This window comes from Streptomyces sp. CLCI03 (assembly GCF_053615355.1).
This window is the reverse complement of the sequence record NZ_CM132132.1, coordinates 7,789,981-7,814,126: the sequence shown is the minus strand read 5'-3', so window position 1 is coordinate 7,814,126 and position 24,146 is coordinate 7,789,981. Positions and strand designations below refer to the sequence as shown.

Annotated in this window: 19 protein-coding genes and 2 pseudogenes; 4 read left to right on the top strand and 17 right to left on the bottom strand. The window is 69.9% G+C overall.

What is annotated here, in order from left to right:
* Window positions 1–2: 2 nt before the first annotated feature.
* The 4 genes and pseudogenes from ACWG52_RS36165 to ACWG52_RS36150 all read right to left on the bottom strand — a co-directional run bounded on the left by ACWG52_RS36165 (window position 3) and on the right by ACWG52_RS36150 (window position 3,675).
* On the bottom strand, window positions 3–539 hold the full coding sequence (locus ACWG52_RS36165; protein WP_326746994.1) for a hydrogenase maturation protease: 537 nt from the start codon (window positions 537–539) through the stop codon (window positions 3–5).
* 243 nt (window positions 540–782) lie between these two features.
* A pseudogene (locus tag ACWG52_RS36160) lies at window positions 783–2,013 on the bottom strand (SulP family inorganic anion transporter).
* A 183-nt stretch (window positions 2,014–2,196) separates the two neighbouring features.
* Window positions 2,197–3,090, bottom strand: a complete 894-nt coding sequence (locus ACWG52_RS36155) for a potassium channel family protein (protein WP_389806726.1) — start codon at window positions 3,088–3,090, stop codon at window positions 2,197–2,199.
* An 81-nt stretch (window positions 3,091–3,171) separates the two neighbouring features.
* Window positions 3,172–3,675, bottom strand: a complete 504-nt coding sequence (locus ACWG52_RS36150) for a pyridoxamine 5'-phosphate oxidase family protein (RefSeq protein WP_389806902.1) — start codon at window positions 3,673–3,675, stop codon at window positions 3,172–3,174.
* A 325-nt stretch (window positions 3,676–4,000) separates the two neighbouring features.
* Between ACWG52_RS36150 and ACWG52_RS36145 the strand changes: the two genes are divergently transcribed.
* Both ACWG52_RS36145 and ACWG52_RS36140 read left to right on the top strand, forming a co-directional pair.
* Window positions 4,001–4,645 (top strand): CBS domain-containing protein, encoded by a 645-nt coding sequence (locus ACWG52_RS36145; RefSeq protein WP_453127082.1) that lies wholly within the window; start codon window positions 4,001–4,003, stop codon window positions 4,643–4,645.
* A gap of 107 nt (window positions 4,646–4,752) precedes the next feature.
* Complete coding sequence (locus tag ACWG52_RS36140; protein WP_053613052.1) at window positions 4,753–5,457, top strand: response regulator; 705 nt, start codon at window positions 4,753–4,755, stop codon at window positions 5,455–5,457.
* 17 nt (window positions 5,458–5,474) lie between these two features.
* Here ACWG52_RS36140 and ACWG52_RS36135 read toward each other — a convergent pair whose 3' ends face one another.
* From ACWG52_RS36135 to ppsA, 10 genes and pseudogenes are all read right to left on the bottom strand, one after another.
* Window positions 5,475–7,226, bottom strand: a complete 1,752-nt coding sequence (locus tag ACWG52_RS36135; protein ID WP_389806727.1) for a sensor histidine kinase — start codon at window positions 7,224–7,226, stop codon at window positions 5,475–5,477.
* A gap of 105 nt (window positions 7,227–7,331) precedes the next feature.
* Window positions 7,332–7,541, bottom strand: a pseudogene (locus ACWG52_RS36130) (DUF1918 domain-containing protein); the annotation flags it as partial.
* A gap of 167 nt (window positions 7,542–7,708) precedes the next feature.
* Window positions 7,709–8,566, bottom strand: a complete 858-nt coding sequence (locus ACWG52_RS36125; RefSeq protein WP_389806903.1) for a universal stress protein — start codon at window positions 8,564–8,566, stop codon at window positions 7,709–7,711.
* On the bottom strand, window positions 8,566–9,468 hold the full coding sequence (locus ACWG52_RS36120; protein ID WP_389806728.1) for a universal stress protein: 903 nt from the start codon (window positions 9,466–9,468) through the stop codon (window positions 8,566–8,568). Before ACWG52_RS36120 ends, ACWG52_RS36125 begins: the two co-directional genes overlap by 1 nt.
* Window positions 9,469–9,591: 123 nt before the next feature.
* On the bottom strand, window positions 9,592–9,891 hold the full coding sequence (locus ACWG52_RS36115; RefSeq protein WP_389806729.1) for a DUF1876 domain-containing protein: 300 nt from the start codon (window positions 9,889–9,891) through the stop codon (window positions 9,592–9,594).
* Window positions 9,892–9,909: 18 nt separating this feature from the next.
* Window positions 9,910–12,594, bottom strand: a complete 2,685-nt coding sequence (locus ACWG52_RS36110) for a cation-translocating P-type ATPase (protein WP_390137373.1) — start codon at window positions 12,592–12,594, stop codon at window positions 9,910–9,912.
* Window positions 12,587–13,243, bottom strand: a complete 657-nt coding sequence (locus tag ACWG52_RS36105) for an Rv1733c family protein (RefSeq protein ID WP_390137372.1) — start codon at window positions 13,241–13,243, stop codon at window positions 12,587–12,589. Before ACWG52_RS36105 ends, ACWG52_RS36110 begins: the two co-directional genes overlap by 8 nt.
* Before the next feature lie 34 nt (window positions 13,244–13,277).
* On the bottom strand, window positions 13,278–13,781 hold the full coding sequence (locus tag ACWG52_RS36100; protein WP_326747003.1) for a flavodoxin domain-containing protein: 504 nt from the start codon (window positions 13,779–13,781) through the stop codon (window positions 13,278–13,280).
* Complete coding sequence (locus tag ACWG52_RS36095) at window positions 13,778–14,236, bottom strand: Hsp20/alpha crystallin family protein (RefSeq protein WP_389806732.1); 459 nt, start codon at window positions 14,234–14,236, stop codon at window positions 13,778–13,780. Before ACWG52_RS36095 ends, ACWG52_RS36100 begins: the two co-directional genes overlap by 4 nt.
* Window positions 14,237–14,292: 56 nt before the next feature.
* Window positions 14,293–16,734, bottom strand: a complete 2,442-nt coding sequence (gene ppsA / locus ACWG52_RS36090; protein ID WP_389806733.1) for a phosphoenolpyruvate synthase — start codon at window positions 16,732–16,734, stop codon at window positions 14,293–14,295.
* Between the two features lie 316 nt (window positions 16,735–17,050).
* Between ppsA and ACWG52_RS36085 the strand changes: the two genes are divergently transcribed.
* Window positions 17,051–18,391 (top strand): nicotinate phosphoribosyltransferase, encoded by a 1,341-nt coding sequence (locus ACWG52_RS36085; protein ID WP_453127075.1) that lies wholly within the window; start codon window positions 17,051–17,053, stop codon window positions 18,389–18,391.
* A 14-nt stretch (window positions 18,392–18,405) separates the two neighbouring features.
* On the opposite strand, the gene ACWG52_RS36080 is transcribed toward ACWG52_RS36085, so the two are convergent.
* Genes ACWG52_RS36080 through ACWG52_RS36070 form a run of 3 tightly spaced genes read right to left on the bottom strand, consistent with a single transcriptional unit; the run spans window position 18,406 to window position 22,243 of the window.
* Window positions 18,406–20,808, bottom strand: a complete 2,403-nt coding sequence (locus ACWG52_RS36080; RefSeq protein WP_389806735.1) for a glycoside hydrolase family 65 protein — start codon at window positions 20,806–20,808, stop codon at window positions 18,406–18,408.
* Window positions 20,805–21,566 (bottom strand): HAD family hydrolase, encoded by a 762-nt coding sequence (locus ACWG52_RS36075; protein WP_389806904.1) that lies wholly within the window; start codon window positions 21,564–21,566, stop codon window positions 20,805–20,807. The genes ACWG52_RS36080 and ACWG52_RS36075 overlap by 4 nt, the downstream gene beginning before the upstream one ends.
* On the bottom strand, window positions 21,563–22,243 hold the full coding sequence (locus ACWG52_RS36070) for a helix-turn-helix domain-containing protein (protein WP_389806736.1): 681 nt from the start codon (window positions 22,241–22,243) through the stop codon (window positions 21,563–21,565). The genes ACWG52_RS36075 and ACWG52_RS36070 overlap by 4 nt, the downstream gene beginning before the upstream one ends.
* Window positions 22,244–22,667: 424 nt before the next feature.
* Here ACWG52_RS36070 and ACWG52_RS36065 point away from each other — a divergent pair, with 424 nt between their 5' ends.
* The gene (locus ACWG52_RS36065) at window positions 22,668–24,095 is read left to right on the top strand and encodes an MBL fold metallo-hydrolase RNA specificity domain-containing protein (protein ID WP_389806737.1); all 1,428 of its coding nucleotides are present in this window, start codon (window positions 22,668–22,670) and stop codon (window positions 24,093–24,095) included.
* Window positions 24,096–24,146: the final 51 nt, after the last annotated feature.

Genomic DNA, 24,146 nt, shown 5'->3' with positions numbered 1-24,146 from the left:
TGTCAGACCTCCCGGCTCCGGGGTTCGAACCCGGTCCGGCGAGTCCGCTCGTCGTGCCGGCGAACATCCGCCTCGATACGCAGGGTCAGAAGCGGCAGGGCGGCCGCGACCGCCGGCGTGAGCCCAGTGCCCAGCGAACGGTCCGCCCCCTCGACCGCATACACGATGAGCCGGCCGGGGCCGCGCCCGACGCGGTCGGCGAGGCACACGGCCTCGGCGAGCCCCAGCCCGTGGGTGCTTTGCCTGCCTGCGGCAGCGGGGTGCGGCATCTCGCCGGGAGCCACACACCACCGGTGTGTTCGCCCTGGCTGAGCCGCAGGTGGGAAGCAGGCGTCGACGACGAGGGTGAGGGCCTTGCCTTCCCAGAGGCCGATCAGTCGGCCGGGGTCTCCGTCGCACTGGGCGAGGTCAGTGCCGGACGGGAGAGGTCGCTGTGCTTTCCGTGCGCGCAACAAGGAGATGGCGGCCCACCCCAGCCCGTCATCGCGCCGGAACTCGTTTCCGATCCCGATGACCGCAGTACCGGCGAGGGGCTTCACAGGTACCCACTTCCTTGTCCGGGCGTCTCCAGGAACAGCCTGCCCTGCTAGCGGGACGAGGTCCTGCGCCGCGGGGCAAACGGCGTATGGCGCGGTACCGAGTGCGGGACGGCGCACCAAGGCTCTGAGGCCGATCATGGGACTGACACCCGTGGAAGGGGACCGTTCGGCACTGGCCCTCCGATCAGCAGGGCACCGGAACCACCGTCGGCACGGCCCACCGGGCCACACGCGAGGCCGGCCTCAGGAACGCGTCCCCTCCTCGCCACTCCACTGCCGATAGGCCGCCACGACCGTCGGAAGCGCGGGGTAGAGACGGCCGACTCCGATGGATGCGGTGAGGCCGTACGCGCCGAGGTCGTCGCGCAGGTCCTCCTTGACCCGGGCCAGCGCGAAGACGATTCCCCGGCATTCGAGCTCGCGGCGAAGGCCGTCGACAGCATCGAGGGCGGTGATGTCCACCTCTACGTTGGCCTCGGTGTTCAGCACGAACCACTGGACAGGCTCGCGCTGTACGTCGACGGCGGCCAAGGCGCGACGGCGGAAGTCTTCTGCGTTCGCGAAGAAGAGCGGCGAATCGTAACGGTAGATCAGCAGGCCGGGGATGGTTCGCGCCTGGGGACAGTCGTCAACGTCATGCATTCCGGCTACGCCGGGATGAGACCCTCGATCGCGTCGTGCGGGCGGGCGACCCGTACCAACAGCTCGGCGACGGACAGAGCCACCGCCACCAGCACTCCGGCCAGGATGCCGAAAGTGAGGACACCGAGGGTGCAGCCGAGGGCCAGGAGCAGCTCGCGTCGCCGGAACGCGGCAAGGCGGCGGAACTCGCTCAGCTCCACCAGACGTACGGCGGCGTACACGACAATGGCGCCGAGGATCGCGCTCGGGATGTGGGCCAGGAGTGGACCGAGGAAGAGCAGGACGGTCAGCACGCAGGCGGCGGAGACGAGGGAGTACACCTGGCTGCGCGCGCTCACCGAGTCGCCGAGGGCCGTGCGACTGGCGCTGAGGAACGTCCACGAGAGCAGGAAGCGCGGGGGCGGGCAGGCCCGCGGGTACCGCGCCGATCACGGAGATGCCGTACTCGTCCTCGAGTCCGAAGGCAGCAACGGCCGCCGTCGCCAGCACGAGAACGAGCAGCAAGCCCGGCAGCAGTCGCGATACGTGCGGCAACGCGAACAGCAGAGCCAGCCCGACCGCACCGAGGATCACCGTTGGCCAGTGCACCTGGGATGCCTGCCGGAAGAACGAGAGCAGCTGCGGGAAGAACTCCGAGCCCGTAGTGGAGACGCCGGTCAGGCGGGGCACCTGGTCCACGATCATAAGCAGGGCAACGCCTGCCAGATAGCCGACCAGCACGGGCCGGGACAGCAGATCCGCAAGGAAGCCCAGCCGCAACGCCCGCGTACGCCATGACCTGGGGCACGAGGTACGCGGCGACAGTGACACCTGCGAGCGCGTCCCATCGCAGCCAGCCACGCCGGTAGCCGGTAGCCGGTCAGAAAGGGCGGCTTCCAGACGAACTCCCGTGGCGGCACGACCCCTCCTCCGTCGACAACGACAGGCTTGCGCACGAACGACACCTTCCGGGCAACGCGGTGTCGACGCCGCGGCGTCGGATGGGCGGACGGGCGAGGTCGTCCACGCCGGAGACTCACGGCAGGGCGCGATCACCCGTGCCCGCCTGCCGTCCGTGGTCGCGCGCGAACGCGTCGAGAGCCTGCCTGGGCGGGCCCTGGGTGTGCAGGAAGCGCTCGTCCAGGATGCCCGCGAGGTCTTCCAGGGCGGAGCGCAACACCGTGGCGGCGAGCCGGACATCCCGGTGCCCGGCCTCCGATGCCTCATCGGCGATGTCGAGGGCGTAGCCGATCTGGAGGGCCAGGGAGGTCCGTTCGTCGCCGTCGTGGAAGTAGTAGGACTCCGCGTACTGGAGGAAGTCGACCGCTGCCACGGACAGTGCTGTGGCCAGGCCGTCCAGCATGGCCGCCCCGGCCGGGGAGTCGATCTGTTCCTTCGAGGGGTGGGTACGGGAGAGGTGGGAGAGCCGCAACGCAAGAGCCCTGCGGCGGGCCAGAGCCGGATAGATGCCGAGGATCCAGGAGACCGTCGCGGTCAGCAAGGCGAACCCGACCAGCGCCTCCAGGGGTGCGAGGAGGCGCAGCCAGCCCTCGGCAGGTGCGACGTCGCCGAGACCGAGCGTGGAGAGCGTGACCAGCGAGACGTACGTCGCGTCCAGCAGGCCCGCATGGTCGTCGGGCTGCAACCCGCCCGCGTACACGAACGCGTCGGGCATGTGAGGCCAGTAGATCAATGCCCACCCCGCCGCCACGGTGAGGGCCCACAGGGCGACGACAGACACCATGGCAAGCGGACCCGCCAGGCCGGCTGCCGTACGACGGGTGCCCAGGGCGAAGGACAGCCGCCACAGTGTGGTCATGACCAGCCGGCTCAGCCCGCCGTGACGCGTCGGGTGCCACAGCGTGTGGAACACGTCCCGGAGGATCAGCAGTACCAGGGCGGCGCCCATGGCCGTCACCAGCCAATCCATCCGGAACCCCTTTTCCGCTGCGTTTCGCCCAGGTTCGCGCACCTCCGTGGTCGCTGATCGCAGCCCACGCCGTCCCCGGTGTCAGAAGCGGGGCCGGACCTCGCCGGCGGCCGGAATCGGCCGAGGTTCCGGCCACAGGCGGAACCCGGTGACGAGTTCGGAGCGGATCCGCAGGATGCGGGGCATCGCCTCGTTCCTCCACGGATCGAGCAGCGCCGCGAGCCGTTCGGCTTCGTCGCGGTTCACGACGAGCTCGGCGTAGCCGACCACCACGACGCTCCAGCCGAGATGCGTGTCGGGGTCGATGGCGTCGGCTTCGTAGGCGAGGACGATGCCGGGCTCGCCCGGCATCGCCACCAGCGACGCGTGTGAAGCGCCTTCGTCGAGCTGCACGAGCACGTCCTCCCCGTGGACGATGTGGCTCATCGGCCGGATGACTGGCAGCGCTTGGTGGGTGAAGACGATGCGGCCGAGCGAGACGGTACCCAGGAGCCGCAACGCTTCGGAGCGGTCCAGCCGCTCCGTGGACTGCGCGGGGTCCGGGGCAGGGCGGTGGTCCGGTCTCCTGGCGGTTTCGTGATCCATCACGCGGCCCTCCGCTCCGGCCCTGTCTTGTCGGCCTCGGCTTCACTCAGCGTCTTTTCCGTCTCGCACGCCGTGCCAGGGCCGAATGGTCCCCTGTCCTGCGGAATCGGGGGCCGGTCGGCCCATCCCCGGCACCTGCAGTGCCGCTCAGACTTGAATCGGAATCGGCCGGAGGCCGCCATGAGGACCACTCCCCCTACGGGGGTGGCCGAGCGGACAGGTTCTGGATCGTCCGAACGGGCATCGTCGCCCTGGGCACGGCAGTGCTAGCTATCCCTGGCGGCCGGTGTCGGCCACCTGAACCGCCAGCAGTGAGGAGTCCGTCATGCCCGCGTCCCGGTACACCGTCAGCGACGTCATGACCCATACGGCTGTGGCCATCGGCCGCGAGGCTTCCTACAAGGAGATCGTCGAGCTGATGGAACAGTGGAAAGTCAGTGCTGTTCCCGTCCTGGAGGGCGAGGGGCGCGTCGTCGGAGTGGTCTCCGAGGCGGACCTGCTGCCGAAGGAGGAGTTCCGGCGGGACGACCCCGTGCTTCCTGATCAGCTGGAAGAGGCTTCCAAGGCAGGGGGTGTGCTGGCCGAGGAACTGATGTCGAGCCCAGCCGTGACTGTGCACCCCGACGCCACACTCGCCGAGGCTGCCCGGATCATGGCGCGAAAGCACGTGAAACGCCTCCCCGTGGTGAACGGTGTGGGGATGCTGGAGGGAGTCGTCAGCCGGAGCGACCTGCTCAAGGTGTTTCTGCGACCGGACGAGGAGATCGGCGAGGAGATCCGCGACTCGGTTCTCGCCGGGCTCGCTCCTCCCGTACATCTGCAGGCGTCGGTGAAGGAGGGCGTCGTCACCTTGCGCGGATCGCTCCGTGATCGCGCACTGGTGCCGCTGATGGCCCGTGCGGTCCGTGCCGTGGAAGGCGTGGTGGACGTGCGGATGGAACTGGAAGGGCAGCCCACCGGGGCCTCCTGAGGCCTCTTACCGCCCCGGAACCCGGGGGCGCCGCCCAGGTGCGTCCGCCTGATCCCCTGAGACAATTCGCATGAAACATACAATGCGGATCGATCACAGGGGCGTACATGTCCGACGTACCGGCAGCCTCCTACGAGGGAACCGTCCGGGTCTTCCTCTTGGACGACCACGAGGTCGTACGCCGCGGCCTGTACGACCTGCTGGACGCGGAGCCGGACATCGAGGTCGTCGGCGAGGCCGCCACCGCCGAGCAGGCGCTGGCCCGCGGACCGGCGCTGCGCCCGGACGTCGCCGTACTCGACGTCCGGCTGCCCGACGGCGACGGGATCACCGTGTGCCGCGAGCTGCGCTCGCGCATGCCGGAACTCGCCTGCTTGATGCTGACCTCGTTCGATGACGAAGACGCGCTGCTCGACGCGATCATGGCTGGTGCGGCCGGCTACGTCCTCAAGCAGATCAAGGGGTCCGACCTCGTCTCGGCCGTACGGACGGTGGCGACCGGGCAGTCGATGCTGGACCCGGCGACGACCGCCCGCCTCATGCACTCCCTGCGGGACCCGGAGGCCGTCAAGGCTCCGGATGACGATCGGCTGGCCGCTCTCTCCGAGCGGGAGCGTTCCGTACTCGAACTGATCGGCGAGGGCCTCACCAACGCGCAGATCGCCAAGCGGCTGTACCTGTCCGAGAAGACGGTCAAGAACCACATCTCAAGGCTGCTGGGCAAGCTGGGGGTGGAGCGCCGGGTGCAGGCCGCTGTCATCGCCACGCAGGTCCATGAACACGAGCCGGAGCGCGGCAAGGGCCGGAGCTGAGTGACTACGGGGCGTGCTCACCTGGAGGGTGGGCAGTGGCCTCCACCGCCCAGTGGGACCCGCCATTCCAGCTTTGTGCCCTGCCCGGTCGGCCCGTGCGCCGAAACGGAGAGTTCACCACCCAGGCGTTCGGCCCGTTCACTGAGATTACGCAGCCCGCTGCGACGACCTCCCTCCGCCATTCCCACTCCGTCGTCGTTGACCAGTACGGTCAGTACGCCCTCGACGGCTGCGATGGACACTTCCGCTTGGCTTGCCCTCGCGTGCCGGGCGACGTTGGTGAGCGCCTCCCCGACCACGGCGAGTGCCTCGTCCGCGGTCTCGGCGGGTACGTCGGTGTCGATCAAGCCCTCCATCCGCAGGGCCGGGGCGAAACCGAGTACCTGGGCAGCCTCCTCGATGGCCTGAACGGCACGGAGCCGCAGCTTCGGCGGCACCCCGGATACTTCGTGTTCACGAAGCCCGAAGATCGTCGACCGAATGATCTTGATGGTGGCATCCAGGTCGTCGATCGCCCGGGCAAGTCGTTCCGAAGCCTCGGGATGCTCGACGAAGGGTTGCGCGCTCTGCAGGGTCATACCTGTGGCGAAGAGGCGCTGGATGGCGAGATCGTGCAGGTCACGGGCAATGCGGTCGTGATCCTCCAGCATGCTCATCTGCTCGGTGTCCCGGCGCCGGTCTGCGAGCTCCAGGGCCACGGCGGCCTGGCCGGCGAAGCCGGGCAGGGCTGCGATCTCGGCGCGGGCGAACGCCGGGCGGCCGCGCCTGCGGGCCAGGATGAGGACGCCGCTCAGCTTCTCCTTGGTGCCGAACGTGACGGCGACGGCGGGGCCGAAACCCTTCCACCGTTCCGGCTGCACGGTGATCCGGTCGTCGGCCCCGACGTCGGCCACGGTGATCAGTCCGTCCTCCTCGCCGAGGGCAGCGGCGGCCAGGGTGCCTTCACTGCTGGGCAACACGATGCCGCGATGTGCCTCGGCGCCCTCCCCCAGGGCCAGCGAGCCGCGCAGCTCCCCGCTCTGGCCCACGAGGTAGAACACACCGATGTCGGCGACCGTGATGTCGCGAGCTCGCTCCAACATCCCCTCCAGCACCTCCGTCTCGGCCGAGCCGGAGAGCAGAGCACTGGTGAAGTCGGAGCTGGCGGCCAGCCAGCGCTCCCGGAGGCGTACCTCTTCGAAGAGGCGGGCGTTCTCGACGGCAATGCCGGCCGCCACCGCCAGCGTGGACAGGACCGCCTCGTCCTCCTCGTCGAAGTCGATACCACCCCGCTTCTCGGTCATGTAGAGGTTGCCGAACACGTCCTCGCGAACCCGGATGGGGACGCCGAGGAAGGAGTGCATCGGGGGGTGGTGGGGAGGGAAGCCGTGGGAGGCGGGGTGACCGGACAATTCCGAGAGCCGGAGCGGCTCGGGGTGCCGGATGAGCTGGCCGAGGATGCCGTGGCCGGAGGGCAGGTCGCCGATCTCGGCCCGGAGGTCGTCGCTGATGCCGACAGGAAGGAACTGGGCGAGCTTCTGGTCGTCACCGATGACGCCCAGCGCTCCGTACTCCGCGTCCACCAGGACGACAGCGGCTTCGACGATGCCACTCAGGACCTGTGGCAGATCGAGCTCCCGACCGACGGACATCACAGCCTCGAGGAGCCCGTTCAGCCGGTCCCGGGTGCCGCGCACCTCGTCGATACGAACCTGGAGCTCCTCGAGCAGTTCGTCCAGCCGGAGCCGCGGAAGCCCAGGACGCACGGGACCCAGCTCGTCCCCGCCCATGCGTACCTCCAGCGGCGCCCCGGGGAAGTTCGGCCTGCCTCTTCACCGTATCCCTGCCCCCACCTTCCCGCTCAGGCTGAGGCATCATCCGGAGTCGTCCGCGCCGAGATGCCGAATGTGTGCGTCCGGTCCCGGGAAGAAGAGGGTGGTCCTGCCGGTGTCCGACCAGCGGACGTCGTAGGGCGGGGTGCCGTCGTCGTGGTGCAGTCCGACGACTTCGCCGTCGCGACCCGCTTTGCCCACCGTCGGCCCGCCCACCACTATCTCGTCACCGACGCGAGCGTGGGGTCCGTGCTCGGACGTGCGCGTCTCCATGATCATCATCTCCTTCGGAATGCGTGCCGTGCGAGTCGGGCCGCCGCGAAGCCACTGGTGAGGGCGGCTGATGCTCGGCCAGTCGGCGTTCCGCTTCGAGGTCGGTGAGCCCGCCGGGCGCGCGCACCGGTACCTCTGCGGGGGCCGGGGTCATCGCCATGGCGGTCCTATTCGGCCGGAACCGTGATCACCGGGCAGAACGCCCGGTGGAGCAGTCCGTGGACAACGGAGCCCAGGCGCATGCCGGAGTAGCCTCCTCGTCCGCGACGGCCCACCACCACGGCCAGGGCGTGCTCGGCAGCTTCCGCGAGCTCTTCCACCGGGTGCCCGATCGGGACCTCGTGGGAGAGCACCACGTCCGGGTACTTCTGCGACCAGCCGGCCGTGGCCTCGGACAGCATCCGCCGCTGAGCCTGCAATGCGACCTCCTCGTCGTGGAGCAGGAAGACCGGCGGCTGCCACACTGCGATGGCGCGCAGTGCTGCGCCGCGCAGGTCGGCTTCCTCGAAAGCAAGCGCCAGCGCAGCCTTCGAGGACTCACTGCCGTCGATGCCGACGACCAGGTAGGGCGTGTCCTGGGTGGTGTGCTCGGGGTTTCCCACCACGACGACGGGGCAATGCGCCTGGGCCAGGACCGGGACCACCGTGGAACCGGCGCTGAAGAGTTCCGCGGTCCGGCTCAGGTGACGGGATCCGAGCACGAGCATGCGGGCCTGGTGAGACAGGCGTCCGATGGCGGGAACGGGGAATCCTTCGATCAGATCAGTGGCCGCGTCAAGCCCCAGGTGTCGGTCCCGCGCCCAGTCGTAACCTGCCGCGAGGGCTTCAGAGCCCGCCTGGCGCAGAGCCGTCCTGCGGGGTGTGTCATCAACCTGCCGCGTACGCTGCGGCGGAGGCACAGCCACGACGAGTCGGAGCCCGATCCCACGACGGTGGGCCTCGTCAGACGCCCAGGCAAGGGGCAAGTGCCAGTCCCTGGCCGGGTCGATGCCTACGACGATCTCGCGGCGTTCGGCGGTGGCCATCACGATCCACTCCCGTGCTCGTCCGGGTGGCGCGGGATGAGCAGCACAGGGCAGTGCGAGTGGTGTACGAGGCTGTGGGTGTGCCGCCCGAGGGTGGGTCCCAGGTATGCGGACGCCCTGCGACCGCCCATGACCAGCAGGTCGGCGTGCCGGGAAGCCTCTACGAGAACACCGGCGACGGACGCGCTCTTCTCGGCATCCGCCCGCACGGTGAGGTCCGGGAATTCCCGGCGGATTCGCTCCGTCAGCGCGGTCAGGTGCCGGACGTACTCGTCGGCGATCTCCTTGATGTCGTCCATCATGGTCATCACGTCGCCGACGGACTGGAGCACGTTCCACACCTGGAGCAGCCGCAGCTCGGCCTTGCGCAGCTCGGCCTCGCGCGCCGCGTAACGCACACAGTCCAGATCTCGCTCGTCACGGACCCCGGCGAGTACCGTCCCGCTCTCGGCGCCGCTTTCGGTTCCCCTGACGATGATGACGGGCGTCTTCGCACCGGCCGCCACCTTCAGGCCCACGGATCCGAGCATGAGGGAGTTGAATCCGCCCAACCCCCGGTTGCCGACCACTATGGTGCCGCGACGACCAGCGGCCCGGTGCAGGCTGGCCACGGGGTCGCCACGACCGAATTCCGTGGTGGCGACCAGGCCGGGGTGCTGCTTCTTGACCGCAGCAGCGATGTCGTCGAGCAGTTCGCGGCCGGCAACACGGACGCGCTCGATGGTCTCGACAGATGCGTAGAGTGCCCGGCCGTCCGTGTCGGCGCCGTACACGATGTGCAGCGGACGCCCTCGGCGTTCGGCCTCTCCCGCTGCCCAGAGCGCGGCCTGACGGGCGGGCTCGGAGCCGTCGACGCCGACGACGACGGAGCCGAGTTCGGAACCGCTGACGGTGTGCTCCATGATTCCTCCTCGCCCAGGGCCAGTGAGGGTCTGACCTCACAGTGACACCGCATGCCCCTCTGGGAAGAGGGCCGCTCAGGACCTTCATGGGGGCCAAAGGTCCCGGTCGGGCCTCCTCCGTGGTCACGCTGTGGTGTCCAGCCACCCGCTGTACGGCTTGAGGGACTCCTGCAGGGACGGAGCTCCGGCAGCCTGCATGTCGCCGTAGGCGGCTCGCTTCATCTGGAGGGCGAGATCCTCCATGGCACGAGCGACCGCGAGTTCTTCGCCGATCTCCGGGACGTCGTCGTCCTGGGGTGCGCAACGGGCGGTGCCGTGGCCCGTGAGCCTGTTCGTGCCCGTGTCGAGTTCCAGGCGTGCCTTCGTCGTGTGGTCCTCCTCGAAGAGGTAGAGGCGGACCTTCCATTCGGCCGTGTGTGACATGGGAGCCTCCGGACGGGTTCAGGCGTTCGTGCTTCGGCGAGTGCGTCGGGCCCAGCGCCGGAGTTCGTCGGTGCCCCACACGAGGACCGGGAAGGTGGCGATGAGCGCGACGACATCGAGGGAGAGGGCTGCGGTGCCGAACAGGTCTTGCAGCGGCGGCGCGTAGACGAGCGCCGCGGTGAAGACCAGCTCGAAGGCGATGCCTGCGAGGAGCAGGTGGTTGGTGAACAGGCCGATCTCGCGCAGAGCGGCGTGGTCGGTGCGTGCGGCCATGGCCGTGCCGACCTGGCAGGTGACGATGCCGGCGAACGTGGCGGTGGTCGCGGTGACGTACGCGTGGTGGAGGGGTGTGCCGGGGCCGGTGGGGTCGCCGGGGTGCCATCCCGCCCGCCAGAGCACGTAGAAGAACGCGGTCATGACCAGGGCGGCGGACACCGTGCCGAGCCATCCCCAGCTCCGGATGAGCATGTCGCGGGAGATGACCCCCTGCGAGCTCGGTCGCGGCGGACGGCTCATGACGCCCGGCTCGGCCCGTTCCCGGCCGAGGGCGAGGGCGGGGAGGGTCTCGGTGCCGAGGTCGATGGCGAGGATCTGCAGGACGGTCAGCGGCAGGGGGATGGTGCCGGCCGAGAGTGCGAACACCAGGAAGGGCACGACCTCGGGGGTGGCGTGGGCGAAGATGTAGACGATGAACTTGCGGACGTTGTCGTATACGCGGCGCCCGGATTCGATGGCGGCGACGATGGTGGCGAAGTTGTCGTCGGTCAGCACCATCGTGGACGCTTCGCGTGCCACGTCGGTGCCGGACCGGCCCATCGCGACCCCGATGTGCGCACGGTGAAGTGCCGGGGCGTCGTTGACACCGTCGCCGGTCATGGCCACGATCTGCCCGTGTGCGCGCAGCGTGTCGGCCACGTGCAGCTTGGTCTCCGGAGAGGAGCGGGCGAAAACGACCTCGGCATCGCCTTGTGCCAGGAGTTGGTCGAGCTCCTGGTCACCCACCGTCTCGGACTGGGCCACCACCGTGAGGCGCGGTACTCCGATGCCGACCTCCCGCGCGACGGCGGCCGCGGTGGCGCCGTTGTCGCCGGTGACGATGTGGACCCGGACGCCCGCGTCGTGACAGCGGCGGACTGCCTCCGCGACCTCGGGCCGCGGAGGGTCGTACAGGCCGACGAGCCCCAGAAGGCGCAGACCGCTCTCCGCGTCGTGGCGCCGCGCCGGCGTCGCGGCCCCCTTCGGCAGGTCGCGCACGGCGACGGCCAGGACACGCATGCCGTCGTGGGCGAGCCGGTCCGCGGCGGCGAGCGCGGCGGTGGACTCCCCGCCGTCAAGGGCGCCCACCACCGACTCCGGCGCGCCTTTGACGATGACGCGGGCGCCGTCCGGTTCCGCCTGCTGCACGACGGACATCAGGCGCAAGCGGGGATCGAAACGGAAGAGGACCTGGCGGTCGGCGTCCCTCCTGTCGAGGTCGATGGGGGCGCCGTGGGCGCCGGCTCCTTCGACCAGGGCGATCTCGGTCGGGTCCCCGTGCAGGTGGCCCTGGGCATCCCGCGTGACCGTGGTGCACAGGGCCCCTGCACGGGCGAGTTCGCCTGCCCAGGGGCCTTTGCTCGTACCGTGTTCAGGTGTCCACACAGTCTGGAGCCGCATGCGGTTCCGGGTGAGGGTGCCGGTCTTGTCGGTGCAGATCACGTTGGTGGACCCGAGAGTTTCCACGGCGCTCAGCCGCTTGACCACAGCCCCCTGACGGGCGAGGGCCCGTACCCCGACGGCCAGGGCGAGGGTGATGATCGGCAGCAGGCCCTCGGGCACGTTGGCGACCAGCAGGCCGATGGCGAAGATCAGCGAGTCGGTCAGCGGGAGTCCCACGGCCACGCCTGCCACGAGGAACACCGCGCCCATGGCCACCGCGACGGCGGCGATCAGCCAGGCGACCTTCTTGACCTGCCGCTCCAAGGGGCTGGGGTCGCGCTGGGTGCGCTGGCTGAGTGCCGCGATCCGTCCGAGTTCGGTGTGGTCGCCCGTGGCGAACACGATCGCCTGGGCCTGGCCCTCGGTGCAGGCAGTACCGCTGAAGACGAGGTTCGGCTCCTGGAGCAGCGGAGCCCCTGCGAGACCGGGGCCGGCGACGCGTTCGGCGGGGGCGGACTCCCCTGTCAGCATCGACAGGTCGACCTCGATACCGCCGTCTGTGAGGCGTCCATCGGCGGGGACCTTGGCGCCCTCTTCGAGGACGATGAGGTCGCCCGGCACGAGCTCGCGCGACTCGACGGCCGACGGTTGGCCGTCGCGGATCACCCATGCGTGCTCGGGCAGATACCGGGCCAGGGTCTCCACTGCCTGCTCCGCCTGGCGCTCCTGCAGGAGCGCGAAGGCGGCGTTGACGATGACCACGGCGACGATGGCCCAGCCGAGGACCGCTATGTCCGCCACGAAGGCCAGTGCGGCAGCCGCCCAGAGCAGCATGGCCAGCGGGTGGACGAGCTGGCGGACGAGTTCCCGGCCCACCGAGGTACGGGCCTTGCGGCGGACCTCGTTGGGGCCGTAGACGGCGAGGCGGCGGGCCGCCTCGCGCGCGGAGAGTCCACTCGGCCCGGTGCCGAGCTCGCGCCTCAGGAGCGGCAACGGTTCGAGGGGGTCAGGGCTCAGGGGCAGCCCGTTGGCCGGAAGGGGGGGCCGGGTGGCTGCCTCAGTCATCGCCAGGTCCCTTTTCGCGCCGCAGCCTGCCGGACCAGCGCGGCTCCACGGCCTCCCACTCGTGCTCCCACTGGGCCAGGCTGCGGGTCTCGACGAGAAGCAGACGAAGGCGGACCACTGCCCCTGTGGCGAGGGCGAGCAGGCTGAAGGATCCGACTCCCGCGACTGCGGCCGTGAGGACGCGTCGGGCTTCGGCCGACGGCGCCTGCGCCTCCCTGCCCGCGTCATCGACCCAGATCGTGACCGTCCGGCCTGCCGGAGTGCCGAACGGGACGGAGATCGTGTCGGAGTGCCGGTGAGCGGCCGGGTACTCCCAGACGGCCGGAGCAACCGTCCGGGAGGTGCCGCCGGAACGGTTGGAGACCGCGCGCCCCACGGCACCGACCGTCGTCGCCTCGATCCGGTGCCGGTGGCGGGCCGCTTCCCGGGCAGTGCGGCTTTCGGCGTCCCAGACGGCCGTCGTGACGACGACGCCGCAGGACAGGGCGATCAGGAAGGAGAGCACGAAGGCGATGTTCCAGCGGCGCCGGGTCCGGTCGGCCGGACGACGCAGCTCGTTCGGACGTCCGCCGAACAGCCGACGCACGCGGTCGGCCGTCGCCGGGCGCGATCGGGTGGGCCCGTCTCCGGGCGTGCCGGGCTCGGACATCGTGCACCTCCGCGCTCTGGTACGGCCCGGCCGCTCAGTGGGGAGCGGCGAGTTCGGCGCTGATGTGGTGGGCCCACGTCCGGATCCGCTCGGGATTGCGGAAGTCTCCTCCCTTGCCCGCGCGGACCATGGCCCGGGCGATGAAGCCGGGCGTACTGGCGGTGATACTGCCGCCGAAGGTGATGTGCTCGCGTGCGCCGAGGCGCTCCATCTCCCGGGCCACCGCCGGCACCGGCGCGATGTCGTGCTGCTCGGCGGAACTGTCCACGGGGCCGCTGCTGAACAGGTAGACCGGGCGGTGCTGAAGGTAGTGCTCGTTGCGTTCGGCGCAGCGCTTGGCCTTGCCGCTCCAGTGCCCGGCGTACAGGGCGCCGCCGAGCACCACTGCGTCGTACCCGCGTACGTCGTCCACGTCGTCGGCGGGGACCACGACGGCGTCGAGGCCGTCCTCACGCAGGGTCCTGCCGATCTCGGACGCGATTCCGGCGGTCGCACCGTGCTTGGTGCCGTAGGCGACCAGGACGCGCTTGGACGTCATGACGAGTCTCCCTTGCCGCCCGCCGTGGTGCGCTTGACGGGGATGCTGCGCCTGGACTCCTCGGGCGAGGCCGGCATGGGCACGCGCACGGTGAGGATGCCGTCCTCGTACGCTGCCTCGACTTCGTCGGAGGGGATCGGCCCGGGCAGGCGCACCACTCTCTGGAAGGAGCCGTAGCGGAACTCCGAGTGATCCTTCTCCTCCTTGCTCTCGGTGTGCTCGGCGCTGACGGTGAGGGTGTCCCCCTCAACCGTGATCTGGATGTCCTTGTCGGGTTCCATCCCGGGAAGTTCGGCGCGCAGCGTGTACTGCCCCTCCTTGTTGGTCACCTCGATCGGGATCGGGAAGGTGTCGAACGACGACCGCCACAGCGGGAACCGTGGGAATTCGGTGCCGAACCAGTCCCTGAAATCGGGGAACGGGCTGCGCCTGCGCTCCAGGTGCGTTCCTGACATGGTGTGCTCCGTTCCGGCGCCCGATCAGCGCCTTCATGCGTTGCCTTCCTCCACTTTCACGAGACGGACGGCTGCTCCGCTTGGGACCATCGGGTCCCTGATGGGGCCGTTCGGCCCTCCCCGTACCGGACCGATTCGGCGGCGGCCACGTGGTGCTTGACCGCGGCGAAGCTGTCCGGGGCGACGGAGATGGAGTCGATCCCGGCCTTGACCAGGAACTCCGTGAAGGCGGGGTCGTCGCTCGGGCGCTGGCCACAGAGACCGACGGGGCGGCCCGCTGCCTGAGCACGAGGGACGAGGATCTCGATGCTCCGGGTGACCGCCGGGTTGGTCTCGTCGAAGACGTGGGCGAGGGCTTCGGAGTCGCGGTCGACACCCAGGGTGAGCTGGGTGAGGTCGTTGCTGCCGATGGAGAAACCGTCGAAGCGTTCGGCGAAGTCCTGGGCCAGGATGACGTTGGCGGGGATCTCCGCCATGACGTAGACCTTCAGCCCGTTCTCCCCACGGCGGAGGCCTTCCTCAGCCATGACACCCAGCACCCGGTCGGCCTCTTCGAGGCTGCGACAGAAGGGGATCATGACGACGACGTTGGTCAGGCCCATCTCGTCGCGGACCCTGCGCAGGGCCCGGCACTCGAGGGCGAAGCCCTCCCGGTATCCGTCGCTGTAGTAGCGGCTCGCGCCCCGCCAGCCGATCATCGGGTTGGCCTCGACCGGCTCGAACGGCCGACCGCCGACAAGGCGCGCGTACTCGTTGGTCTTGAAGTCGCTGGTCCGTACGACGACGGGGGCGGGCCACCGGGAGGCGGCGATCCGGGCGATGCCGTACGCCAGGCGATCGGTGAAGTAGCGGGTGCGGTCGAGGTATCCCTCGGTGAGCTGGTCGACGGCGCAGCGGTCGGCGGGATCCAGGCGCTCGGGGTGCAGCAGGGCCATCGGGTGGACCTTGACCTGGTGCGCCACTATGAACTCCAGCCGGGCCAGGCCGACGCCATCGGCCGGCAGGCGCCACCACCGGAAGGCGGCGGCCGGGTCGGCGAGATTGAGCATGACGTGCGTCCGGGTGGCGGGGATGTCCGCGAGGTCGGTCTCGGTCTCCTCATAGGCGAGCACCCCGTCGTAGACCTTGCCGCGTCCGCCTTCGGCACAGGAGACGGTCACCTTCTGTCCGTCGTACAGGGCCTGAGTCGCACGGCCGGTACCGACGACGGCGGGGACGCCGAGTTCGCGGCTGACGATCGCAGCGTGGGACGTGCGGCCGCCGTGGTCGGTGACGATGGCGGAGGCGCGCTTCATGATCGGTTCCCAGTCCGGGTCGGTGATACCGGTGACGAGCACCCCGCCGGACGGGAAGCGGTCGAGGTCGACGGGCGAGTCCAGGACGACGACGGGCCCGCTGCCGATGGCCTCGCCGACAGCGATGCCGTCCACGAGAGGCGTACCTGGCACGGCCGTCAGGCGGCAGCGGCGCAGGGTGGAGGCGGCGCGGCGGGACTGAACGGTCTCGGGCCGGGCCTGCACGATCCACAGGTCGCCGGTGAGGCCGTCTTTGGCCCATTCCAGGTCCATGGGGCAGCCGTAGTGCCCTTCGACGGTCAGCGCCCAGTCGGCGAGGAGCCTCACTTCGGTGTCGTTCAGGACCCTCTGCAAGCGCTCCTCGTCGGTGGTATCAACGGTCCGCGTCAGTCCATGTTCCGCATAGACCGCCTTCCGCCGCTTCGCTCCGACACGTACGTCGATCAGCGGGTCCAGATCCGGGTCCTTCAGGCTCGGCTTGAAGACGGTGTACTCGTCGGGGTCGACCTGCCCGCTGACGACCGTCTCGCCCAGTCCGCACGCCGCGCTGATGACGATGACCTCGGGAAATCCGCTCTCCGGGTCGAGGGTGAAGATCACCCCGGCACCGGCCAGGTCCGACCGGACCATGATTTGAACACCGACCGAGAGAGCGACCTGGAGGTGGTCGAAGCCCATCCGCTCCCGGTAGTCGATGGCTCGATCGGTGTAGAGGGACGCATAGCAGCGATGCACCGACTCCAGCAATTGGGCGGTCCCGCGCACGTTCAGGTAGGTCTCCTGCTGGCCTGCGAAGCTCGCCTCCGGCAGGTCCTCGGCGGTGGCGCTGCTGCGTACGGCGACCTCGGGGTCCGCGCGGCCTTCGTCGCGCCCCAGCTGCTCGTACGCCGAGACGATCTCGGCCCGCAGCCCTGGGGGCAGCGGCTCGGCGAGGGTCATCGACCGTATCGCGGCCCCGACCTCATCGAGCGCGGCGCCCTCGTGCAGGCGCGCGATCTGTTCCTCGATCCGCCCCCGGAGTCCGTGTCCGTCCAGCAGCTCTCCGTACGCGGCGGCCGTCGTTGCGAACCCCGGAGGGACGCGCACGCCGGCATCGGCCAGGTGGGCGGTCATCTCACCCAGTGAGGCGTTCTTACCCCCGACACTGCCGACTTCCTGCCGGCCGAGTTCCGCGAACGGTATGACGCGCCGCGTGCTTGCCATGACGACCTCCGGGCTCAATAGGGGAGCGGGCGGCCGGACGGGGTTCGCAGGTCCAGCGGCTCGAGCTTGTGGGGCTGCTTCTGGCGGGACTGGATCCGGATGCGCTGCATGATGCCCACCTCCTGGGGAAACGGAGCCCGTATCGGCATCCGGATTCCACGATCACACCGGGAGGTGGCTGCACCCCAGTGCCGAGAGGTGCAGCGGCAAGGGGCCGACCGGGCCTTACCGGGGAGGGGCCGACCGGCCCATGGCAGGCCGAGCAGGGAACCGAAGGGCTCATGCCCGACAGGCGCAGAGCGTGCAGGCTGGGGGTATGTCCGAGACGACGACCACCGACCTCTACGAGGTGACGATGGCGATCTCCTACCTGCGAGAGGGCATGCTCGCGTCGGCCACCTTCAGCCTGTTCGTCCGGGATCTGCCGCCCGGCCGGGGATTCCTCGTCTCCGCCGGGCTGGAGCCGTCCCTGGACTACCTGTCCCACTTCCGGGTGAGCGCGGATGACGTCCGCGACTTCGCCGTCGCGCTCCACAGACCGCCCGAGGAAGTGTCCGGCCTACTCGGCCTGCGCTTTGACGGGGAAGTCCACGCGATTCCGGAGGGCCACCTCGTTTTCGCCGGGGAGCCCCTGCTGGAGGTCACCTCCCCGCTCCCCCAGCTCGTCGAGACGTATCTGCTCAGCCAGATCTGCCACCAGACCGCCGTCGCCTCGAAGGCGGCCCGTTGCGTGATCGCCGCGGAGGGCCGGCCCCTGGTGGACTTCTCTCTGCGCCGCGACCACGGCCCCCAGGCCGGGCTGCAGGCCGCCCGGCTCTCCGCCATGGTCGGTTTCACCGCGACCAGCAATGTTGCCGCCGCCACCCGATACGGCATCCCCGCCGCCGGAACCATGGCTCACTCCTACATCGAGTGCTTCCCTAGCGAGGAGGACGTCTTCCGGGCCTTCGCCCGCACCCATCCGGGCCCGCTGACGTTCCTCGTCAACACCTATGACACCGCACGCGGCGTCGCAATCGCCGGCCGTGTTCTCGCCGAGCTCCGGCGAGGGCCGGGCTGCGCGATCCGGCTCGACAGCGGCGATCTGGGTGAGCTCGCCAAACGTTCACGCCAGCTGCTCGACGCGGCAGGGCTGACCGACGTACGCATCATCGCCAGCGGCGGTCTGGACGAACACTCCGTCGCCGAACTCGTGCGCACTCGGGCACCGATCGACGTCTTCGCGGTCGGAACCCGGGTGGGCGTCGCCGCCGATGCTCCCTACTTGGACGCGGCGTACAAGTTGGTCCAGTACGACGGACGCCCGGTGATGAAGCTGTCCTCCGCGAAGGTCACCGCCCCGGCTCCCAAGCAGGTGTTCCGCGGCCCCGGCTGCGCGGATGTGATCGGTCTGTCCGGCGAACAACCGCCTGACGGTAAGGTGCCCCTGCTCCGTACGGTGATGCGGGACGGCCGCCGGACCGGCCTTCCCGACACCCTCGCCTCGGCCAGAGCCCGCTTCGAGGCTGACCTCGTGGATCTGCCGGAGGCAGCACGCCTCATCCACGGCCCCGAGAGCCCTGTGCCCATAGGTTCCCCACGGTTGGAGGCCCTGACCTCGGAGGTGAGGGACCGCCGCGAAGCGACATCGGCCGTCCCCGGAGACAGGAGCCGCTGAACGGGATCCGCTGGTCAGCCGACTTCCATGCGGAACCACCGCTGCCGACCGGGGGCCACGGTCGCGGCCCGTCCACCGGGCAGGTACAGCGGAAGGGGAGGGGCCGTGGGGGAGAAGGGAACAGTGATACCCAGCCTGCCGGGGACGAGCCGGATGCGAATGCCACGGTGCCCCAGGCAGTCGACGGTGAAGGAACACCGTGGCACCTCCCGGAGTGGGACGGGGTCGATGCGCAGTCCGTCGGGGCCGACCTCGAGCCCCACGATGCCCCGTTCGATGAGGTCGAGAGTGCCGGCCATGGCTCCGAGGTGGATGCCTTCACCGGTCGTGCCGCCCTGGATGTCCACCACGTCACCGAGCAGGGCTTCTTCGCAGTACCGCCAGGCGTCGGGGCCCTTGTGGCGGGCCAGGACCCAGCCGTGGACGAGGCTGCTGAGCGTCGATCCGTGACTCGTGCGCTGCGAGTAGTACGAGACGGTTGCGTGCCAGAGGTCGTCGTCGAGCTCGTAGCCGAGCCGGGCGAAGATGTCGTGCAGCTCGTCGGGGCGGAAGAGGTAGCCGAGCATGAGGGTGTCGGCCTGCTTCGATGCCTGGTAGCCGTTGACCGTGTCGCCTTCGGATTCCAGGATCCGGTCGAGGCGGCGGATGTCCGTGTACCGCCTTCGGTAGGCGTCCCAGTCCAGCTCGGCCAGATCTCCGTAGCCTTCGAACTGGCTGATGACATTGCCGTGCCACGGGACGTAGAGGCGGCGGGAGACGTCCTCCCAGCGGTTCAGCACCTCCGCATCGAGGCCGAGTTGCTGCTCGAACTGGCTCATGCGCGTCCGCGGCAGCGCTGCCGCCAGGTCGAGTCCACGGGCCAGCACCCATGCGGCGGTCACGTTCGTGTAGGCATTGTCGTCGACCCCGGGTGTGGCCGCCCCGGGGTAGGCGTCGTGGTACTCGTCCGGGCCCATGATCCCGCGGATCCGGTAGCGCTGCCGGTCCGCGTCGTACTCGGCGACCGCGCCCCAGTATCGGGCGATGCTCAGGAGCAGTTCGGCGCCGGGGCCGTACCGGAACCCTGCGTCACCGGTGCTCTGCGCGTATCGCCAGGCGTTCCAGGCTATGGCGGAACCGACATGGCGCTGGAGGTGGGAGTGGTCCGGCAGCCAGCGTCCGGAGCGTGGGTTGAGGTGTAGTGTCTGCGTCTCCTCTCGCCCTGAACTGGCACTCTGCCAAGGGAACATCGCGCCCGGGCTGCCAGCTCCCTGTGCTGCGGCGAGGGCTGCGGGGAGGCGCCGGTGACGGTACATGAGCACGGCGCGTGCGACCTCGGGAAAGTGCAGGGTGAGGTAGGGCATGACGAACAGCTCGTCCCAGAAGACGTGGCCCCGGTATGCCTCTCCGTGCAGGCCCCTGGCGGGTACTCCGGCGTCGAGCTCCGCCGTGTGCGGGGAGAGGGTCTGCAGGACGTGGAAGGCGTGGAGGCGCAGGATCCGGCCGGCCTCACCGGGCACCTTGACTTCGCCTCGGCTCCAGAGGTTTGCCCAGGCTGCCGTGTGGCCGGCGAGCGCGGTCGCGAAGCCTGGTGCGTGCGTGACGTGTTCGACCGCAGACGCGAGCGGATCTCCCGCCGGCCGGTCCAACGAGCTGTAGAGAGCTGCCGACTTGAGAACGACGACAGGGTGACCACGGGAGATCGGCAACCGGAAGGTCTGCGCCGTCGCCACCTCTGTGCAGCTCAGGCTCACTGCTGTCAGGGGCCGGGAGGACGTGCGTACCGCGATACCGATACGGATGCGGGACGATGTGGTCTCGCAGGAGAGCCGGGCGATGCCGTCCGCTCCGACACCCGCACGGTGGCTGGTGAGGTGATGTCCGTCAAGGGCCCGGTACCGCGCGACCCCGGCATTGGTGACGTCACCGTCGAGAACGGACTGGATCTCGATGGTTCCGCGCCATCCGGACGCGCGAAAGGTGCTCTGCTGGGCCGCGAAATGGGGATCCGCCATGTGAACCAGCCGGGTGTGGGTGACGCCGAGCCGGCGGCCGTGGCCGTCCTGGAAGAGCATGCGGCGGGTGAGGGTCCCCGCGTGCAGGTCCAGCACGACGTGATGGTGGCGCAGGCTCGGATCGTCGGGAGTGAGCCACTCCCCCGCCGGACCGTCCTCCGGCAGGCAGCGGTAGCGCACCCGGGTCCAGTCGGGGAGGTTGACCATGTCCTCGTTGCCGACCTGCCTGCCCGCAACCTGTGAACGGAGCCAGTTGTAGCAGCCCGCCGCGTAGGTGCCGGGATAGTGAACCGCGTCGGCAGGTGATTCGGGTGCGGCTCCGCGCGTAGCGAACCGGCCGTTGCCGAGTGTGCAGAGAGCTTCGACCACCTGCTCCGTCTTCGGGTCGTAGCGGTCGAAAGTCCAGGTCCACGCGGTGTTCACGGCTGCGCTCCGGCAACGGTGTCCACGACGGCGGTGAGGTCAGGGAGCACGACATGCGCGCCGCGAGCACGGAGGTTCGCTGCGGCAGACGTGCCGCCGGTCCGGTCGAGGCCGATCACCAGGCCGAAGTGCTCGCGTCGGCCTGCCTCCACCCCGGCCGGGGAGTCTTCGACCATGGCCGCGTCGACGGGGTCCACGCGCAGCCGGCGTACCGCTTCGAGGAACAGGGCGGGGTCCGGCTTGCCCGCCAGGTTCACCTGGTCGGCATCCGACCCGTCTACGAGCACGTCGAAGAGGGGGGCGATTCGGGCCGACTCGAGCAGAGGGCGGGCATGTCTGGATGCGGAGACGGCGGCGCATCGCATCCCCTGGGCGCGCAGCGCTCCGAGTGCGGGCCTGACCTCGTCGAACGTCTCGACGGCTCCGTCCTTGAGCGCTTCCGTGAACGCGTGTTCCTTTCGGGCGGCGACCGCCCATACTGTGCCGCACCCCGGCGGATCCGTAGCGTTACCTCGCGGCAGCTCTACGCCACGCGCAGCCAGAAGGGCGAGAGCTCCATCGAGACGGGGTCTCCCGTCCACCGGCTCCCGATACTCCCGCTCGGCGTCGAAGGGAAGCTGCCCCGGAGGGCCGGTGCCGGCCGTCGCCCAGGCGTCGAGGCGGCCGTCGAAAGCGGACTTCCACGCCACGGCGTGCAGCGCAGCAGAGTCTAGGAGGACCCCATCGGTGTCCAGGACGACGGCTCGAAACGGGCTCACGGCCTGATCACCCTGCGTCCGGTGATCCGGATCGCAGTGACCTTCATCCAATGGGTCCGCGGACCGCCGGCCCAGGGCAGGGAGTACGCGACGGCGTCAAGCCGACCGAGCTCCTCCGCGTCAGTGACGCCTCCCGCCTCGCCTACGACCATAACGCTCCAGCCCAGGCGCGTGGCGTCGTCGATGTGGTCGACCTCGAAGGCCACCTCGGTGCCGGCGGCCCGCGCGAGCACCGCGTCACCCGAGGTCCGGAATGCGATGTCGCGGCCCGCCACCACGTAGTTGACCGGGAATATTGCCGGACCCTCCGGGGTGAAGACAGCGACCCTGCCCACGCCGTGCGTGGACAGCAGTCGTCGGCACTCGCCGTCGGACAACTCGACCAGCTTGGCATCCCGCACGGCCGTGCCTCTGCCTGGCGGGTACTCCGTCGTCGCGCCGGAGAGTTCCGTGGCGGTCGTCCCGAGCGCGTCGGCGAGTCGCAGAAGGGAGCCGATCGCCGGCGCTGCCGCGTGTTCCTCCAGGTAGGTGATGTACGCGCCGTCAGCGCCGCAGCGCTCACCCAGTTCGTCCCGGGTGAGGCCGAGTTCCTCACGGTGCATGGCGATCCGCCGCCCGAGGTCAGTACGTCCGGCCGGCGCCTCTGTGGCGCCAGGCCCGTGCTGGGTTCTCCTCATTGTCTTCACGTCCTCTCGGTGTCAGGGCTGGGTGGCCGGAACCGTGGCAATGTGTGCCGGAGCTGTGGAGACCGGCGGTCACGATGGGTGCCGGGCCGATACGTCCCGTGCCGAGGATCCTGACCGAATTCACCTCGGGCACGTCGCCTTCGGCGATGCTCTCGTCGAGGCCGCGGACGGTGACGGCGTCGGCACGGACGATCGCGCCGACTGCGTCTGTCCGGGCCCTGGAAGGCGAGTGTCTTCACGACGCTCCCCTCTTCCCTTGCATACGTTAAGGAGGTTGCACCGCCAGGCTGAACCGGGCTCGACCACCTACGCATGGGCCGGTCGGTCCCCTGCGTGGGCCTGTCGGCCCCCTGTCGGCCCTTACACACGGTGCAATGGTGAGAACCGGATCCCCTTACCGAAGGGAGGGCGGGTCATGTCCGAGACAGCCCCGCGCCCCGCTACCACCTCGCCCAGACCTGCACTCCTCCGGTTGCTCGGTGCGGTACGCACGGTCACCGGCAGCAAGTTCCTCGTCGAGAGCGACCACGCCCGCATCCTGGTCGACTGCGGGCTCTTCCAGGGTTTCGCGGACCTGCGCCGTCGCAACTGGGACAAGCCCGGCTTCGACGCCTCCGACCTCCGCGCCGTGGTCGTGACCCATGCTCACCTGGACCACTGCGGCTATCTGCCGCGCCTGGTCCGGCACGGCTTCCGTGGTCCGATCCTCTGCACCCCCGGTACGGCCCGCCTCGCCGAGATCGTGCTCCGCGACAGTGCCCGCCTCCAGATGGAGGCCGCCGAGCACGCCAACAGTCACGGCTGGTCCAAGCACCGCCCCGCCAAGCCGCTCTACGACGACTCGGACGTCGAGAACACGTTGAAGTTCTTCGACCCGGTCGAGGTCGGCAGCGAGATCGAGCTCATGGCCGGAACGAAGCTGACGCTGCACCACGGCGGACACATCCTCGGCTCAGCCTGGGCCCACCTCACGCTGGAGGACGGCCACACCCTGGCCGTCAGTGGCGACCTTGGTCGTCCCGGGCACCCCCTGCTGCTGCCCCCGGAGCCGTTCACCGGCGCCGACGTGCTGCTGATGGAGTCCACCTACGGCGACCGCCGCCACGACCACGAGACGGCACGGCGCGAGTTCGCTGCCGTGATCACCCGAACGCTGTCGCGAGGAGGAACCGTCGTCATCCCGGCATTCGCGATCGACCGGACCGAGGTCGTCCTGCACGAGCTGGCCGAGCTGCGCGGCGACGGCACGCTGCCCCGCCACGTGCCCGTCTACGTGGACAGCCCCATGGCCCTGGCCGCCTTGGACGTGTACCGCGACGCCCTGCGGTCCCGCGCTCCCGAACTGCGGCCCGAGATCCTGGCCCAGGGCGAGGCGGTGTTCAGCCCAGAGCCCTTCCTGGCCGCCCGTACCGTCCAGGAGTCCATCGACATCAACAGCACCACAGGCCCCGCGGTCATCGTCTCCTCCGCCGGCATGGCCACCGGCGGCCGGGTCCTGCACCACCTGCACCGGCTGCTGCCCGACCCCCGCAACGCCGTCGTGATCGTCGGCTTCGCCGCGGCCGGCACCCGAGCGCGTGACCTCGTCGACGGAGTCCGCACCCTCAAGATGTTCGGCGAGTACGTTCCCGTACGCGCCGAGGTGGCCGACGTACCCCACTTCTCCGCCCACGCGGACGCCGACCAGATCATCGACTGGCTGCGCGACGCCCCGCCCCCACACACCACCTACCTCGTCCATGGCGAGGAGACCGCCGCTGAGACCCTCCGAGACCGCATCGACCACGAGCTGGGATGGACGGCCGTCGTACCCAAATCCGGCGAGGCCGTCCTGGTCCGCTGACCCGGGCCGTATGGGCCCTGCGGTATGCACCGCGAGGCCCTCCCGCACCCC

What these genes read in the sequence shown, in the direction of transcription:
- ACWG52_RS36155 (WP_389806726.1), bottom strand. Translation starts at nt 3,090, where the DNA reads ATGGATTGGCTGGTGACGGCCATGGGCGCCGCCCTGGTACTGCTGATC.
- ACWG52_RS36150 (WP_389806902.1), bottom strand. Translation starts at nt 3,675, where the DNA reads ATGGATCACGAAACCGCCAGGAGACCGGACCACCGCCCTGCCCCGGAC.
- ACWG52_RS36145 (WP_453127082.1), top strand. Translation starts at nt 4,001, where the DNA reads ATGCCCGCGTCCCGGTACACCGTCAGCGACGTCATGACCCATACGGCT.
- ACWG52_RS36140 (WP_053613052.1), top strand. Translation starts at nt 4,753, where the DNA reads ATGTCCGACGTACCGGCAGCCTCCTACGAGGGAACCGTCCGGGTCTTC.
- ACWG52_RS36135 (WP_389806727.1), bottom strand. Translation starts at nt 7,226, where the DNA reads ATGGGCGGGGACGAGCTGGGTCCCGTGCGTCCTGGGCTTCCGCGGCTC.
- ACWG52_RS36125 (WP_389806903.1), bottom strand. Translation starts at nt 8,566, where the DNA reads ATGGCCACCGCCGAACGCCGCGAGATCGTCGTAGGCATCGACCCGGCC.
- ACWG52_RS36120 (WP_389806728.1), bottom strand. Translation starts at nt 9,468, where the DNA reads ATGGAGCACACCGTCAGCGGTTCCGAACTCGGCTCCGTCGTCGTCGGC.
- ACWG52_RS36115 (WP_389806729.1), bottom strand. Translation starts at nt 9,891, where the DNA reads ATGTCACACACGGCCGAATGGAAGGTCCGCCTCTACCTCTTCGAGGAG.
- ACWG52_RS36110 (WP_390137373.1), bottom strand. Translation starts at nt 12,594, where the DNA reads ATGACTGAGGCAGCCACCCGGCCCCCCCTTCCGGCCAACGGGCTGCCC.
- ACWG52_RS36105 (WP_390137372.1), bottom strand. Translation starts at nt 13,243, where the DNA reads ATGTCCGAGCCCGGCACGCCCGGAGACGGGCCCACCCGATCGCGCCCG.
- ACWG52_RS36100 (WP_326747003.1), bottom strand. Translation starts at nt 13,781, where the DNA reads ATGACGTCCAAGCGCGTCCTGGTCGCCTACGGCACCAAGCACGGTGCG.
- ACWG52_RS36095 (WP_389806732.1), bottom strand. Translation starts at nt 14,236, where the DNA reads ATGTCAGGAACGCACCTGGAGCGCAGGCGCAGCCCGTTCCCCGATTTC.
- ppsA (WP_389806733.1), bottom strand. Translation starts at nt 16,734, where the DNA reads ATGGCAAGCACGCGGCGCGTCATACCGTTCGCGGAACTCGGCCGGCAG.
- ACWG52_RS36085 (WP_453127075.1), top strand. Translation starts at nt 17,051, where the DNA reads ATGTCCGAGACGACGACCACCGACCTCTACGAGGTGACGATGGCGATC.
- ACWG52_RS36070 (WP_389806736.1), bottom strand. Translation starts at nt 22,243, where the DNA reads ATGAGGAGAACCCAGCACGGGCCTGGCGCCACAGAGGCGCCGGCCGGA.
- ACWG52_RS36065 (WP_389806737.1), top strand. Translation starts at nt 22,668, where the DNA reads ATGTCCGAGACAGCCCCGCGCCCCGCTACCACCTCGCCCAGACCTGCA.